Here is a 14717-nt window from a genome sequence, read left to right on the forward strand (position 1 = left end):
GATTCCATAACCTATCGACGTTGGGTACTTTGTACTGCAGATCACTCCGGCCCGTCAAGCGGGTGTTCACTCGCTTGATGTCTTCGGCCACTAGGCTGTGCCAATGGCCCGTGCGTCCGACCCCGCGATGAGCAGCGGGACGCCCGCGGCGGACAAGCCGGCAAAGCGACGTAGCTCGACCGAGGTGCGGCGGCTCATCTTGCAGGCCGCGCTCCGCCTCTTCGCCGAAAAGGGTTACGCCGCAACCAGCACGCTGGAGATCGCTACGCGAGCCGGTGTGGCCGAGTCCGTCATATTTCGCCAGTTCGGCGATAAGGCGGCTCTGTTCTCCCAGGCTGCGTTGGAGCCGTTCGGTCAGTTCGTCCAGAAGCTGGAAAGCGTCTGGGGCGAAGTCGACGACGCCGGTTCGGGCGATGAAGCCTTCATGCTGCAGCTGATCACCGAGCTGCACCGACACGTGAGAGCCCATAAGGACGAGCTCCGGTCGCTGCTGCTCACCGGGAACGGGAATGGTCAGCCAACCGAGATCTCCCAGGCCCAGCAGGCATTCGGCCAATCCATGAACGAGGCACTGCCGGTCGGTGCTGCTTGGGAAACCGACCGAGGCCGGCAGGTTCCCCGGCTCTGGCTGCGCATCCGGCTGGCGATTGCGATGGTCACCGCCATGGTGCTGTTCGAGGACTGGTTCCTGGCAGCACGGCCCGACGGCGCCGAGCCGCTCACCGAGAACGACTTAGCAAAGGAGATCGCCGGGGCCGTCATCAGGGGTCTCATCACCGATCAACGCCCGCCCGGCAGCTGACGGACGCGGTTGCTTCGGCGTGCACGCCCGCCTCCGTCACAGCACGAAGCTTCATCACGGCACGACCGCCGGCTGCATCGGCCACCGTTCCACCCACCGTCAAGGTGTGGTGCGGATACGCCGGCGCCCGTAGACGAGTGACCAGCCGGGTCAGCCGCGCACCGCCGCTCCACTCCCCCACAATCCGGGACAGCAGTCCGTTGGTCGTGAGGATGTTCATCAGTATGTCCGGGTTGCCGTGACAGCGCGCGAAGTCGCGGTCGTGGTGCATCGGATACACGTCGCGGGTAGCCAGGGCCCCGGTGATGATCAACGTCGGCGTCACCGGGATGCGACTCTGCGGTAGCACCGCCCCGGTGGTCAGCGATACCGCCGGCGCGGCGTCAGGGAAGTCGGGCTGGATGGCGGGAGCCGGAGCCGGGGCCGGCAGAACCAACGCGGGGCGGGGCCGAAAGACGAAGACCGTCAGGGTCAGCCACCCCACCTCGACGCTGTCCTGCCTTGCATACGAGGTCCGGCTGGACAGGAAGTACCCACGCCCCAACGCGGTGTCCTTGAGCCCGCTCACCGATGTGTAGCGGTCCCGCGCGGTGACCAGATCCCCCGGCCGCAGGTCGACGAAGAACTCCTGGTCGGTGGCAGTCGCCAGGGTCGCGGTCAGACCCGTCTCGGCGAGCCTGGTGCGGACCTCGAAGTCCAGGTCGCCGGGAGTCGCGGGACCCGCGTCGACAGGTCGGCCCGGAGCCAGGCCGGGGAACGTCCACATCTGCAGCGTGGCCGGCGGGGCGAGCGGATCGGCGCCGGTGAAGGCCGGGCCCCGCTCCCCCATCACGCCACACCAGGTGTGGATGGCGGAGACGCTCACCGCGTCGCGCGCGACCACGGGCCGGTGCGCCGGCCGATCGGGCAGACCGGCGATGAACGTGTCCAGTTCCCCCACCGGCATCAGCGTCCTTGTGCGGCGGTCCAGGCCGGCGAGCGTTGCCAGGCGTCCCGCACTATCGCGGTGGCCGGGTCCGTGGCGATGTCGGCCAGGACCGAGCGCAGCTCCGCTGCCGCTCTGGCGACATCCTCGGGCTCGCCCACGAACCGCACAAGCATCGGTTTGCCGGGGTAGGAGCCCACCTTCACCTCAGAGTGCCGAGATCGGATCCGTCCCAGATGGCCAATCAGCACTGTCTCGGGATACTCGTGCGGCACCTCGGCAACGGCAAGCGGGCTGCGCTCGCCACCGAGTACTTCCGGGATGACCAGCTCGTTGACAACCGTCCGCAGGTGGCCGGGCGGACCCGGCAGCATGATCACCGCGGTACCGGATTTCGCCGTCGGTCCGCCGTCGATCTCAAAGTGCACACCGGTAAGCCAGCGATGTAATAACCGGACCGCGGAGCCCTCCGGCACGGTTGCGATCCGCATCATGCCCGCCACTGCCTGCGCATCGAGCCGGTACCCGGTGGAGGCCGTCCACTTGATGGGTTCGCGCAACGGCGTTGCGAGCTCGGGTGCGATGGCCAACGGAACCCCAACTGCGAGCGCGACAGCCTCGTAGGTGACATCGTCATGGGTGCCGCCGACGCCGCCGGCGGTGAGCACGATTGAGGGACGCGGAGCGACGAGCCCGGCGCGGACCTCGGCGGCGATCGCCTCGATGTCGTCGGGGACGATCGCGATCCGATCCAGTGCGATGCCTGCCGACCGCAGCCGCCAGGTCAGCCAGCGGGCATTTTCGTCGGCGACGAAGCCATCGAGCACCTCATCACCGACGACGACGATCCTGGCCCGCACCCGCGGCACCCCGGTCACCGGTCAGTAACCGACGGCGAACCGGCGTCGCGGGTGCTTTGGGTTCTCGACCTCGTCGACAACAGCCACTGCGAGGTCGGCCACCGAGATCCGTGAGGCACCCTCAGCGTCGATGAGCAGGTCGTCATCGGCGGTGCGGTAGGCACCCGTGCGGGGGCTGTCGATCTCGATCGCCGGGGGCGGCGAGACCACCGTCCACACCAGGTCGGCCGGCGCGGAGTCCACCAGGTCGTGCAGCGCCGCACGGAAGCCGAGCGACTCGGGCTTGGCAACCTCCGGGAATCCCGGAGTGTCGACGAGGTCCACCCCGGCGGCCGTCCGGAGGCTTCCTGCCCCACCCATCGCCACCAGGCGGGCGTCAGCGCCCGCGGCGGCCCGTCCGACTCCCCGCATCAGGGCGACAGGTGTCCGGTCCCGTTGGGCGGCGTCGCGCAACGCCACTGAGCACACGACGACGTCGGCACCGCGCGCCGCGTCAGCGAGGAAAGCGGCGTCGAAGACGTCGCCGATGCGATGCTGCAGCGACGGTCCCTGCGCGGGGAGGCGGGTCGGGTCCCGGACGACGGCCGTCACCTGGTGCCCCCGGTCGAGCAACTCCTGAAGGATGGGGGCGCCCACCTTCCCAGTCGCGCCCAACATCAGTACACGCATAGATCCTCTTTCTACTCAGAATTTTCCCCGGCTACCTGCCGGGGACAGGGCAGCAGTATGAGCGACAAGGCCGCCGTCTACGCAGATCACCTGTCCTGTGATGAACGCGGCGGCGTCGGAGGCGAGGAATACGACGGCCCGCGCGATGTCGACCGGCCGGCCCAGCGATGGAGTGAGGTGGGCGTCCTCGAGTGCGGCGCGCTGGGCGGCCGGAATGCTCGCGGCAGCCTCGGTCATCACGATGCCGGGCGCAACGGCGTTGCAGCGGACACCGGCCTTGCCGTAGCCGGCGGCGACCATGCGCGTCAGCGCGTCGAGACCGCCTTTGGAGACCGAGTAAGCGGTGCGATGAGCGCTGCCGGTCAACCCCTTGACCGAGGACGTCAGCACGATCGACCCGCCGCCCGCGGCGAGCATGTCCGGTATGACGTGCTTGCAGCCCAGGACCCCACCCCGCAGGTTGACCGCGAGAACGCGGTCAAACACCCCGATGTCGAGATCCACGACGCCGAGATCGGCGGCGTACGCCTCGGGTGAGGTCAGCGCCGCGTTGCTGTGCAGGACGGTGATCCGGCCGAGGTCGCGACGGATGTGATCGAGCGCTGTAAGCCAGGCCGCTTCGTCTGCGACGTCGAGGCGAACGGCGATGGCCCGATACCCGTTGTCCGCGATGCCGGCCGCGACGGTCTGCGCGGACGCCAGGTCGATATCGGTGACGGCGACGGCCGCGCCGGCCTCGGCCAGCTTGGCGGCGCTCGCGGCACCGATTCCTGACCCCGCACCTGTCACGACAGCCACCCGTCCGTCCAACCGTTCGGCCATGCCGACCTCCCGAGCTATCCGCCGTCCATAATCTAACGATGTTCGAATTGCTGGTCAATGAATGCGTCCGCTCGCCAGCTGGAAGCGTTAGACGATCCCGGCGAGTTGCAGCTCCTCGATCTCGGATGCTCCAAGCAGCGCACCAAGCACTTCAAGGTTGTGCTCGCCGAGCAAGGGGGCACCGCGGGTGAGCGCACCCGGTGTGGCGGACAGCTTCGGCACGACGCCGGGCATCGGCACGGTCTCGTCCCCGAGTCCGGGCTCGGGGACGTCGACGATCATCTCGCGGGCGGCGTAGTGGGGGTCGCCCACAATGTCGCGGGCGGTGTAGATCCGGCCCGAGGGCACCCCCGCCTCCGCGAGCATCGCCAGCAGCTCGTCGGCCCCGAAGCCGATTGTCCAGGCGCCGACCGCCTCGTCCAGCTCCATCTGCGCCGCCCCCCGCAGCTCGTGGTTACGGTAGGGCGAGTCAGCGGCCAGCCAGGAGTCACGCCCCATCACGGTAGCCAGCCTGCGGAACACGGAATCCTGGTTGGCTCCGATGATCAGCCACTCGCCGTCGCGGGTCGGGTAGACGCTCGACGGTGCTACGCCAGGTAGAAGTGCACCGGTCGGCTCGCGGCTACGTTCCAGCTTGGTGAACTCTGCCGCCAGGGACTCCATGTACATCCACATGGCCTCGTACAGTGCGACATCGACGACCTGGCCGCGCCCGGTGCCCCCCATGCGGTCACGCGACCAGAGTGCCATCAGCGCGCCGACCAAGCCCTGGGTGCCGGCCAGAGCATCGCCGATCGAGATCCCTACCCGCACCGGGGGCCGGCCGGGCTCGCCCGAGAGGTATCGGAAGCCGCTCATGGCTTCCGCGACCGAGCCGAAACCCGCCCGGTCACGGTATGGCCCGGTCTGCCCGAACCCGGTGATACGCACCATGATCAGACGCGAATTGACGTCGGACAGGTCGTCGGGGCCGAGGCTCCAGCGCTCCATCGTGTCAGGCCGGAAGTTTTCGACCACCACGTCCGCGGTGGCCGCGAGTTCGCGGAACGCATGCTGGCCGCGTCGCTGACGCAAGTCGACGGTGACCGACTTCTTGCCGCGGCCGATGATCGACCAGTAAAGCCCGACACCCTTGTACAGGCCGCCCCAGGTGCGCATCGGGTCTCCGCAACCCGGCGGCTCGACCTTGATCACTTCCGCTCCGTGGTCAGCGAACAGGTGACCGCAGAAGGGGCCGCCGATGATATGACCGACCTCCAGCACCCTGAGTCCGTGCAGTGCTCCCGGCACCCTCAGCGTTCCCTACCACTGAGTGCGGCGGCCGGCTCCGTGCGGTCGGCGGGGTTGCGCCCTGGATAGCCGAACATGCTTCCGCGCAGCTCGCGACGGGTCTGCGCCAAATGCTGGGCGAAGTGCTCAGAGCGGTGATCGAACTGTTCCACGTGCAAATCCTGCGTTCGAGCGGCTGGGCGGGGACGCTGCGGTGACAGCGCCTCGCAACCGTACCTAACGCTATTTGGTAAGGCAAGCAATGGTAATACTGCGCTGCAGAGCGCGAACCAACTGGCTACGGAAGTACGTCTTAGGCATGATCGGTACCGAACTCGTACTGTGCCGAACTCGTGCTTCGGCAAGTTGGGTCGTGCGTCGCCCCGATCTCCGCATCGTTTTCAGGCTGTGCCTTCAAGATCGATAACTTGCCGGGCGTACCGCCGGAAGGCACCTAGGTACAGGTCCTCCCCACGAGGGGTGACCTCGACGTGGATGAAAGATCCGACGAATCCAAGCATCCCGTACGCCGCGTAACGGGCGTAGTCGCGGCGGCAGTCGTCCCACGAGTACCTGGATACGCCCGCGGCGACTAGCCGGTCATGGTAGTCGCGCAGCAGCGCCATTTCGTGTTCACGGCGGTCGTCGGTCGACAGGCAGCCACCGAGGTAGAAACCCGCGTCGACGAGCGGAGGTCCGACACGGGCGGTCTGCCAGTCGAACACGACGACCTTCGTCGGGGGACCTTCGTCGAAGAGCATGTTGTCGAGGCGGTAGTCGCCGTGTTGGACAACAACGGGGCCCGACCACTCGTCGAGCCACGTCACGGCGCGCGGCAGGATGCGCTCGCAGGCGGCGACCTCCTCGGCGGTCAACGCATCCCCGAAACGCGTCAAGAAGGGCTCCAGCGCGGTGGGGAACGTCGCGGAGAACGCACGCCACCGCGCCGGCGAGAGCCAGTCCGCCGTGGCGAGCTGGGGGTCGTTCCAGATCGGCGCCTGGAGTTTGGCGAGTTCCGCAAGCGCGGCGGTGGCTTCGTTCACGGTACCGCCGGCAATCATGTCCCCCACGCGAAGATGCGGGCGATCCTCGAGGAGCAGGGTGAAGGCCCCGTCGTCCAGGTCGATCGACGCGGCGATGCAGGCTGGGGTCGCAGCGTCGACGCGGGGGGCAATTTCGCGGTAAAAGCGAACCTCGGCTTCATAAAAGCCCATTGCGTTTCCGGCTGCGCGTGCGCCCGCATCGTCGGACGCGAGCTTTGCGATGAGCGAGGTAGGGGCATTGGGCTCCGGAGTATCGTACGTCGGCGTGAGCCGCAGGACACGGCTCATTTGGCCGGTGCCGATGGGCTGCGCATCGACGCTCACGACGCGCGCCCGGCCGAGCCGACCGGCGTCACGTAGCGCCGCGGTCAACCAATCCGGCGCGAAGTCGTTGACCGTGCGGGCGACGGGGGGTGCAGCAGTGGTCATCGGCTCACCGGGGCTCCAGGATCATGACCGGGAACCTCCGGTCGGTGCGGGTCATGTAGGTCTGCCAGGCGGGCCACATCTCGATCAGCCGAGGCCAGAGTTGCTCGGCCTCCTGGTCGGTAGCCTGCCGCGCGTGGACGCGACGGCGGCCTCCGCGCACGTCGACCTCGACGTCGTTGGGGTGGGCGAGGAGGTTGTGATACCAGGCGGGGTTCTTGGGGTTGCCGCCGATCGATGCGACGACGACGAGATCCTCGCCGTTGGGCAGATAGATCATCGGCGATTTGCGCCGCTGGCCGGTCTTTGCTCCGGTGTGATTGAGGATCAAAAGTGGTGCGCCATCGAAGGATCCGAGCAGCCGCCCGCGTGTGCGCTGGAAGACGCGCACGTGAGTGCGGGTCACGGCCTGCTCAAGCCGCCAGCCCCGCCCGCCGGGCTTTGCCGGCGGGAAGGTCGCAGTGATCCAGCCCCACACACCTTTGTAGTGCTTCATGTCAGCCACCTCGGATTCGGCGGAAGAGTGCTGTGCTCGAACTGTCCGACGCCGCGTTCACCGGTCTCCTCGATGAGAAGCTCCCCGAACGTCTCGTAGTCGTTGAGCCGGCTCTCGGCATCATCCTCGCCGAGCATCCGCAGCTTCGCGACCCACTTGGGTTCACACATGACGACGTGGATCGCCTCGCCGTCCTCGAACTCGATGCGCCACCGCAGCGGGACCTCCCGCCCCCGCGGCTCGACGAGGCCACCCGCTTCGGGCGCTGGCGAGCAGGCGACGATCCGCCGCGCACCATCGGTTGTCGACTCGAACCCGCCGACCCTGTCGATCGGCCGCTCAATGCCCAGCGGGGACAGGTCGAAGAACCCCGTGACATTCATATTGCGCTCAGGGAACTGCAGCACGTGCCAGAAGTGCAGCGCGGCCTGTACGCCGTCGGGATAGGCCCAGGGCGCGGATCCCGCAAACCGGTCCGACCAGGTGTGGTCGCGATGGGCGATCGCATCGATCACCCGGATCTGGCCCGCGGTGGGGCCGCCGCGGATTTCGAACGTCCCACTGACATCCATTGCCTGCTCGTAGTGGCCGCCGTGGACGCCGGCTGCCGGCTTCAGCCCCTCTAGCGGGCTGCCGCCCACACAGTCGTCGTAGTCGAAGACGACGTGGCGGGCGGTGTACGTCAGGTCAAAACCGAAGCGCGCGCAGTCCAGCTGGACGGCGATGCGCTGGTAGGGCTCAAGCACCTGGTAGGTCATTTGTCCGTCCGACCAGCGCATGTCCCCTACGGACAGTCCGCCGGTGGTCTTGCCGGCGTAGACATGTTCGGTGCCATCGATCACGACATACGCAGCGAACCGCCCGTACCCGCGGTTGGGGCAGATGTGGTTATGGATCATGCCCCACACCCCTGCGTCGGGGTCGATCAGACTCAACCAAACGGTGTCACCGAACAGCCGGCCGGCGGCCTCGGCTGGGGGTGCGTGCAAACCCTCGTCAGCGGACACTCGGTGGATCGGGTGCTGCAGCCTCGGGATAGCGGATCGGGTCATGAGTAGCTCCTTGGAAGACCGGCGAGCACGAGGTCCGCCAGGGTGGACGGTAGGTTTCGCAGCAGCAGGAGCGGCGCGCCAGCGGCCGGGATCGCCAGCGTGCGCTGCCCCGCCTCCACGGCGTCGAGGATCTTGCGTGCGACGACGATTGGATCGTCGGCGGGGATCGCCGACAATCGTTTGGCCGCGGGACCGGCCACCGGGTCGACATCGTTCTCGTGAATGAGCTCGGTGTCGACGCCACCAAGTAGCACGGGAAGGGCACGCACGCCCGTTCCCCGCAGCTCGCGCTGCAGAATCCGGGTCAAATGGGTGATCGCACCCTTGCTCGTCGAGTAGGCGCCGATGTTCCTGAGCGCCATCTCGCCGGCGAATGACGACACGGTCACGATGACCCCCCGTCGGCGCGCGATCATCGACCCGGCCGCCGCGCGGGCCAGCTCAGCCGGCGCGAGAAGGTTCGCCGTGAGGGTTTCGCGAAGGGTCCGCGCAGAAAGATGCGCCAGCGGACCGGTCCCCATCATCGCCGCATTGTTGACGAGGACATCAAGAGGTCCGTGCCCGGTCTCGGCCTCCCGGATGACCCGTGCGACCGCATCGAGGTCACGTAGGTCGGTCGGAATCTGGTGCGCGTCGAGCTGCTCGGCGATAGCCGTCAACCGCTCCGACGCCCGCGCCAGCAAACTCAGCCGCGCACCCCGGCGCATGGCCTCGCGCGCGACCGCCTCGCCGATGCCACGACTTGCACCGGTGACCAGCACATGGGCTCCGGTAAGTGGCAAACCGCCCTTAGCTCCAAGCCATTTCATTGTGAACACCGTACACTTTGAGTTGTGTCGATGGCAAGAAGGGCGTCCCTCCGCTCCCGTAACGTGACCTGACATGGCGCGCGCCCGGATCGTGGATGCAGACAAAATCGTGGCCGCCGCGCTCGCGATCGCCGACGAGCGCGGCCTGGCGGCCGTGAGCATGCGCAGCGTCAGTGACCGTCTTGGCGTCGTCCCAACCGCGCTCTATCGTCACGTCGCGAATAAGGACGAATTGCTTGCCCGGATGGCTGACTCCGTGCTCGCGACGCTGCCGCCGATGCGCGACGACGTCGACCTGCAGACCGCGGTTGTCGATCTATTTGTCGCCCTGCGCGACCTCATGATCGAACACCACGGCCTCGCAGAACTCATGCTGTTGCGAACCACCGGCACGCCGGCCATGTTGAGCGCCGCCGAGAGCGTGCTGAAAGCCATGGAAGCCGGCGGCTTCAGCGACCACCAGGCGGTCACAACCTTGGCGATGCTGCAGTGGTCGACGCTGGGTGCCGCACTGCACGGCGCCGCACGCCGGGCCCGAACCGAAGACGAACTGCCCCCCGCAATCGCGGCGGCCGGGGCCGAGTCCTACCCGGCCATCACCCGGGCAAGCCAAGAGTTTCCTGAAGGCGCCCGCCGCGAACAATTCCGCGAAGGCCTCCACCAACTCCTCAACGGGCTCGATCCCAGGTAGTTACCGGCCGCGAGGGGCCGTGGCCGGGCAAGGAACGCTTCGCACGCCACGGCCAAAAATCTGGATCTCCTGCTGGACAGTAGTCCACTTTCATGGACACCTGTGCACCGGAGCTTGACGCCGGTAGTAATCTGACACGTGTTGTTGTTAGTAACTCGTTACTAACTGAACCCCCGACGGTCCCCGGCAGCAGCCGTGACGGACCGACGCAACAACCAAAGCCCTGTTATGGCTGGCCAGAAAGGCGTATAGGACGCGATGGACCCCGCCGTGACACCGAGCATGTGGGGCCTGTATCCCGAAAGCTCTACGCCCCCGGCATCGGTCATTGTTTGCCACCGCCGAATCGACCCCGGCAAACGTCCACTGCGGTGGCATGACATTCGAATGTACATACGGACTGACACGACAGACCCCGAATAGCAGAAAGAGCCAACGGATGAGGAAGACGGCGGTTACCAAAACGGTGAAACGGACGTGGATACCGTTTGTCATCGTGGTTGTATCTGCTATCGCGACGTTGGTCGTCGGCCGGTTGCACAAGGTCTTCGGCGCCGAAAATCTGAACGCGCATGCCGGCGCCGGAATCGAGATCGTGCAGTTCAACCCCAAGATTGTGACCTATGAAGTCGTGGGGCCGCCTGAGACCACCGCAAGCATCAATTATTGGGATGCCGACGCGAACACGCATCAAATTGACGCAGCCGCCTTGCCGTGGTCCTACACGATATCAACAACGCTGCCCGCGGTCAGCGCCAACGTCATGGTACAGATTAACGGCGATTATATCGGTTGTCGCATCAGCGTGAACGGCGTAATTCGCGACGAGAGAAAAGCCAATGGCGTTAAGGCCCAGACCTTTTGTCTAGTGAAGGCGGCATGACCAACGTGAGAACCGCGAACGACATGGACACCAGGGACGCCAAGCGTCCCATCATCCCGCACCTGATCCGCTGGTTGGCGGTGCCCATCATTTTGTTCTGGGTCACGCTGACGGTCATTGTCAACGTCGCCGTCCCCCAGCTAGAAGTGGTTGCCGAGCAAAATGCTGCACCGATGGCCCCTATGGACGCGCCGTCGATGCAAGCCATGATGCGCCTGGGTCACAACTTCAACGAATTCGACTCCAACAGTACGGTCACGATCGTCATAGAAGGCCAGCAGGAGCTGGGCGAGGCTGCGCATCGCTACTACGACAGCATCATCCATCAGCTGAAGCAAGACCCCGATCACGTGCAGCATATTCAGGACTTCTGGAGCAACCGGTTAACGGCAGCAGGAGTCCAAAGCGCCGACAGCAAGGCCGCCTATGCAATGTTGAACATCGCCGGTCAGCAGGGCACGACGTTAGCGATGGAATCCGTCGAAGCCGTCCGCAAAGTCGTCGATGAGACGCCGTCGCCGCCGGGAGTAAAAGCCTACGTCACCGGTTCAGCGGCACACAGTCACGACGAGTACACGATCGGCAACGCCAGCATGGACAGAATCACGCTGTTCTCGCTCGCCGCGATCGCGATCATGTTGTTTCTCGTCTACCGCTCCATCGCGACTACACTAATCCAGCTTTTCATGACCGGGATCGAATTAGCGGTGTCCCGGGGTGTCGTCGCGGTGCTCGGCAACTACGGGTTTATGGAGCTCGCAGTATTCGCCGTAAGTATCTTGACGATGTTGGCCATCGCGGCCGGAACCGATTACGGAATATTTCTGGTAGGACGCTATCAAGAGGCGCGCGCAGCCGGTGAGGGCCGCGAGACCGCCTATTACACCACCTTTCACGGTGTCACGCCTGTCGTCTTGGGGTCAGGTCTAACGATCGCCGGAGCGACGTTTTGCCTGAGCTTTACCCGACTGCCGTGGTTCACCACGATGGGGGTTCCGGTCGCAATCGGCACGCTCGTTGTGGTAGCCGCCGCGCTCACGCTGGGCCCGGCCGTTCTCGTTGTGAGCAGCCGATTCGGCCTGTTGGAGGCCAAGCGAACGCATCGGGGTCGCTTGTGGCGACGAATCGGCACCGCCATCGTTCGCTGGCCCGCCCCGATCCTGGCCGCTAGTACGGTTGCCGTAATGATCGGCATGGTGGCATTACCCGGCTATAAGACCCTATACAGCGAGCGCCATTACTTGCCGGACAACGCCCCTGGCAATGTCGGGTATGCGGCCGCCGAACGGCACTTTAGTCCGGGCCGGATGGATCCCGACATACTGATGGTCGAGGCCAGTCATGACATGCGCAACCCCGCCGATATGCTGGTTCTAGACCGAGTCGCAAAAAACATCATCCGCGTCGACGGCATCGCGATGGTCCAAGGAATCACCCGACCCTTAGGGGTCCCTATCGAACATAGTTCGATCCCCTTCCAACAGAGTATGCAAAGTCAGACGTTCATGCAGAACTTAAGCTTTGTCAAAGAACGCATGGCGGACATCATTAAAATTTCCGATGAGCTCGGCATCACCATCGATACATTAGAGCGGATGTATGATGTTCAGAAGCGGCTCAGCGCGGCCACGCACCGCACCGCACTGGATACTCATGATCTGACCGAGATCACCGATGAATTGCGGGACCACATCGCCGACTTCGTCGACTTCTGGAGGCCGATCCGTAACTACTTTTATTGGGAACCGCACTGTTTCGATATTCCGATGTGCTGGTCGATTCGATCCATCTGGGACTCGTTGGACGGCATCGACCAGCTCGACGAAAAATTCCATCAGCTGGCCAACGACATCGATGATGTTGATGCATTGTTTCCACAGTTGACCGAGTTACTGCCACCACAAATTATGTCACTCAAAGCGACCCAAGCGCTAACGCTGACGCTGCACAGCACGTTCCAGGCGATGATCAACCAGCTTGAGAATATGAGCGATACGGCAATCGTCATGGGACAAAGCTTTGACAAGTCCCGAAACGACGATTTTTTCTACCTGCCGCCAGAGGCCTTCGACAACGCCGACTTTCAGGTCGGGCTTAAACAGTTCTTGTCGCCGGATGGCAAATCGGCCCGCTTCTTCATCACCCATGAGGGCGACCCGGCAACCCCGGAGGGAATTTCGCGGGTCCAGGCCGAGCGAAAAGCCGCACAGCTGGCCCTAAAGCAGTCCTCGCTGGCCGACGCCAAGGTGTATTTAGGGGGCGCGGCCGCCACGTACAAGGACATGCACGACGGCAACGCCTACGACATCATGATCACCGTGGTGGCCTCACTGACGCTGATCTTCATCATCATGCTGGTGCTGACCCGCAGCCTTGTGGCCGCGTTGGTGATCGTCGGCACCGCGTCCAGCTCAATTGCCGCGGCCCTCGGACTGTCCGTACTTATCTGGCAGGACCTCTTCGGTATCAGGCTGCACTGGGCTGTGATGCTTTTTGCGGTCATCATCCTCTTGGCTGTCGGATCCGACTACAACCTGCTACTGGTCCACCGCATCAGGCATGAGATCCACGCTGGCATCAAGACCGGAATAATCCGGTCGATGGCCGGCACCGGCACGGTGGTCACCTCTGCCGGTCTGGTATTCGCCGTCACCATGGCAGCCATGCTGGGCAGCGACGACGTTATCGTCGGCCAGATGGGCGCCGCCATCGCCCTGGGTCTACTGCTCGACACACTAATAGTCCGCGCGTTGTTCATGCCATCGATCGCGGTACTGCTTGGGCGCTGGTTCTGGTGGCCGCACCTTGTCCCCCCGCGTGGCACCGACAACGTGCGTCCACCCGAACCACTGTCTGATGACACCGAACCTGTGCTAGCACCACTGCATGAGTGAGACCACCGAAAACGGGTGCGCGAGTCCAGCTATGGCTTCCCATCGCCTTATGCCGGAGTGAGTGCCGGACAGAGTTCAGTCCGGCACAGCCGCCAGGGGGCGGTAGTCGGTGGCGCGTTGCCGGGCCGGACGGCCGATACCCTCGGCGATCGCGACCAGTTCGGCCACTGTCTTCGCCGACCCGTATTCGGAGCCGGCCATCCGCGAGATGGTCTCCTCCATCAGCGTGCCACCCAGATCGTTGGCGCCGCCGTTGAGCATCACCTGGGTGTGCGCCACCCCGAGTTTGACCCAGCTGGTCTGGATCTGGGGAATGCGGCCGTGCAACATGATGCGCGCCAACGCGTGCACGGCCCGGTTGTCGCGGTGGCTGGGCCCCGGCCGGGCTCCGCCGGCCAGGTACAGCGGCGAGCTCTGGTGCACGAACGGCAGCGGCACGAATTCGGTGAACCCGCCGGTGCGGTCCTGGATACCGCGCAGCACGTTGAGGTGCCCCACCCAGTGCCGCGGCGAATCCACGTGGCCGTACATCATCGTCGAACTGGACTTCAGCCCCACCTCATGCGCGGTGGTGACGACCTCGATCCACAGCGAGGTGGGCAGTTTGCCCTTGGTCAGCACCCAGCGCACCTCGTCGTCGAGGATCTCCGCGGCGGTGCCCGGGATGGTGTCCAGCCCGGCCTCGCGCAGCCCGGTCAGCCACTCCCGGATGGATAACCCGCTCTTGGTGGCCCCGTTGGTGATCTCCATCGGGCTAAACGCGTGCACGTGCATCGAGGGCACCCGGGCCTTGACGGCCCGCACCAGATCGGCGTAGCCGCCCACCGGCAACTCCGGGTCGATCCCGCCCTGCATGCACACCTCGGTGGCACCGGCGACGTGGGCCTCCCACGCCCGGTCGCCGACCTCCTCGGCGGACAGCGAGTAGGCGTCCGCATCGCCCTTGCGCTGGGCGAACGCGCAGAACCGGCAGCCGACGTAGCAGATGTTGGTGAAGTTGATGTTGCGGTTGACCACGAACGTGACGTCGTCGCCGACCGTGTCGCGGCGCAGCGAATCGGCCAGTGCGGCAACCG

General features: G+C 65.3%; 14 protein-coding genes. 4 read left to right on the plus strand and 10 right to left on the minus strand.

All coding sequences use genetic code 11. From position 1 onward, the window contains the following. Positions 1–103 precede the first annotated feature (103 nt). Complete coding sequence (locus BKN37_RS00465) at positions 104–802, plus strand: TetR/AcrR family transcriptional regulator (protein WP_071019445.1); 699 nt, start codon at positions 104–106, stop codon at positions 800–802. Here BKN37_RS00465 and BKN37_RS27495 read toward each other — a convergent pair. From BKN37_RS27495 to BKN37_RS00510, 9 genes are all read right to left on the minus strand, one after another. Further along, positions 774–1748: a MaoC/PaaZ C-terminal domain-containing protein gene (locus BKN37_RS27495; protein ID WP_083341486.1), complete on the minus strand. Its 975-nt coding sequence runs from the start codon at positions 1746–1748 to the stop codon at positions 774–776. The two genes, BKN37_RS00465 and BKN37_RS27495, sit on opposite strands and share 29 nt — an antisense overlap. Then, on the minus strand, positions 1748–2605 hold the full coding sequence (locus tag BKN37_RS00475) for a molybdopterin-binding protein (protein ID WP_071019448.1): 858 nt from the start codon (positions 2603–2605) through the stop codon (positions 1748–1750). The genes BKN37_RS27495 and BKN37_RS00475 overlap by 1 nt, the downstream gene beginning before the upstream one ends. Positions 2606–2608: 3 nt before the next feature. Beyond that, entirely contained in the window at positions 2609–3256 is a 648-nt protein-coding gene (locus BKN37_RS00480; RefSeq protein WP_071019451.1) for an NAD(P)-dependent oxidoreductase, read from the minus strand. A gap of 15 nt (positions 3257–3271) precedes the next feature. Continuing rightward, complete coding sequence (locus BKN37_RS00485) at positions 3272–4078, minus strand: SDR family NAD(P)-dependent oxidoreductase (RefSeq protein WP_071019455.1); 807 nt, start codon at positions 4076–4078, stop codon at positions 3272–3274. 87 nt (positions 4079–4165) lie between these two features. Continuing rightward, positions 4166–5368, minus strand: coding sequence for a CaiB/BaiF CoA transferase family protein (locus BKN37_RS00490; protein ID WP_095406956.1), 1203 nt, complete (start codon positions 5366–5368; stop codon positions 4166–4168). Positions 5369–5748: 380 nt separating this feature from the next. After that, complete coding sequence (locus BKN37_RS00495) at positions 5749–6819, minus strand: phosphotransferase (protein ID WP_071019462.1); 1071 nt, start codon at positions 6817–6819, stop codon at positions 5749–5751. 4 nt (positions 6820–6823) lie between these two features. After that, a complete protein-coding gene (locus tag BKN37_RS00500) occupies positions 6824–7312 on the minus strand; it encodes a nitroreductase family deazaflavin-dependent oxidoreductase (protein ID WP_083341487.1) in 489 nt (162 codons plus the stop codon). Then, positions 7309–8319 (minus strand): hypothetical protein, encoded by a 1011-nt coding sequence (locus BKN37_RS00505; RefSeq protein ID WP_071019465.1) that lies wholly within the window; start codon positions 8317–8319, stop codon positions 7309–7311. The genes BKN37_RS00500 and BKN37_RS00505 overlap by 4 nt, the downstream gene beginning before the upstream one ends. Before the next feature lie 41 nt (positions 8320–8360). After that, positions 8361–9125 (minus strand): SDR family NAD(P)-dependent oxidoreductase, encoded by a 765-nt coding sequence (locus BKN37_RS00510; RefSeq protein ID WP_071019468.1) that lies wholly within the window; start codon positions 9123–9125, stop codon positions 8361–8363. Positions 9126–9246: 121 nt separating this feature from the next. Between BKN37_RS00510 and BKN37_RS00515 the strand changes: the two genes are divergently transcribed. The 3 genes from BKN37_RS00515 (at position 9247) to BKN37_RS00525 (ending at position 13641) form a co-directional block, all read left to right on the plus strand. Next, positions 9247–9864, plus strand: coding sequence for a TetR/AcrR family transcriptional regulator (locus tag BKN37_RS00515; protein ID WP_071019472.1), 618 nt, complete (start codon positions 9247–9249; stop codon positions 9862–9864). A 439-nt stretch (positions 9865–10303) separates the two neighbouring features. Beyond that, a complete protein-coding gene (locus tag BKN37_RS00520) occupies positions 10304–10747 on the plus strand; it encodes an MmpS family transport accessory protein (RefSeq protein WP_071019475.1) in 444 nt (147 codons plus the stop codon). Then, complete coding sequence (locus BKN37_RS00525) at positions 10744–13641, plus strand: MMPL/RND family transporter (protein ID WP_071019478.1); 2898 nt, start codon at positions 10744–10746, stop codon at positions 13639–13641. The genes BKN37_RS00520 and BKN37_RS00525 overlap by 4 nt, the downstream gene beginning before the upstream one ends. A 75-nt stretch (positions 13642–13716) precedes the next feature. Here BKN37_RS00525 and cofH read toward each other — a convergent pair. Beyond that, the coding region (cofH, locus tag BKN37_RS00530) for a 5-amino-6-(D-ribitylamino)uracil--L-tyrosine 4-hydroxyphenyl transferase CofH (protein ID WP_071019481.1) at positions 13717–14717 on the minus strand (1001 nt) is incomplete at its 5' end.

Origin of the sequence: Mycobacterium talmoniae, from assembly GCF_001854525.1 — a bacterium.
Taxonomy (GTDB): Bacteria; Actinomycetota; Actinomycetes; order Mycobacteriales; family Mycobacteriaceae; genus Mycobacterium; species Mycobacterium talmoniae.

Coding starts and splice junctions, on each gene's coding strand:
- BKN37_RS00465 (WP_071019445.1), top strand. CDS start 104: ATGGCCCGTGCGTCCGACCCCGCGATGAGCAGCGGGACGCCCGCGGCG.
- BKN37_RS27495 (WP_083341486.1), bottom strand. CDS start 1,748: ATGCCGGTGGGGGAACTGGACACGTTCATCGCCGGTCTGCCCGATCGG.
- BKN37_RS00480 (WP_071019451.1), bottom strand. CDS start 3,256: ATGCGTGTACTGATGTTGGGCGCGACTGGGAAGGTGGGCGCCCCCATC.
- BKN37_RS00485 (WP_071019455.1), bottom strand. CDS start 4,078: ATGGCCGAACGGTTGGACGGACGGGTGGCTGTCGTGACAGGTGCGGGG.
- BKN37_RS00495 (WP_071019462.1), bottom strand. CDS start 6,819: ATGACCACTGCTGCACCCCCCGTCGCCCGCACGGTCAACGACTTCGCG.
- BKN37_RS00500 (WP_083341487.1), bottom strand. CDS start 7,312: ATGAAGCACTACAAAGGTGTGTGGGGCTGGATCACTGCGACCTTCCCG.
- BKN37_RS00515 (WP_071019472.1), top strand. CDS start 9,247: ATGGCGCGCGCCCGGATCGTGGATGCAGACAAAATCGTGGCCGCCGCG.
- BKN37_RS00520 (WP_071019475.1), top strand. CDS start 10,304: ATGAGGAAGACGGCGGTTACCAAAACGGTGAAACGGACGTGGATACCG.
- BKN37_RS00525 (WP_071019478.1), top strand. CDS start 10,744: ATGACCAACGTGAGAACCGCGAACGACATGGACACCAGGGACGCCAAG.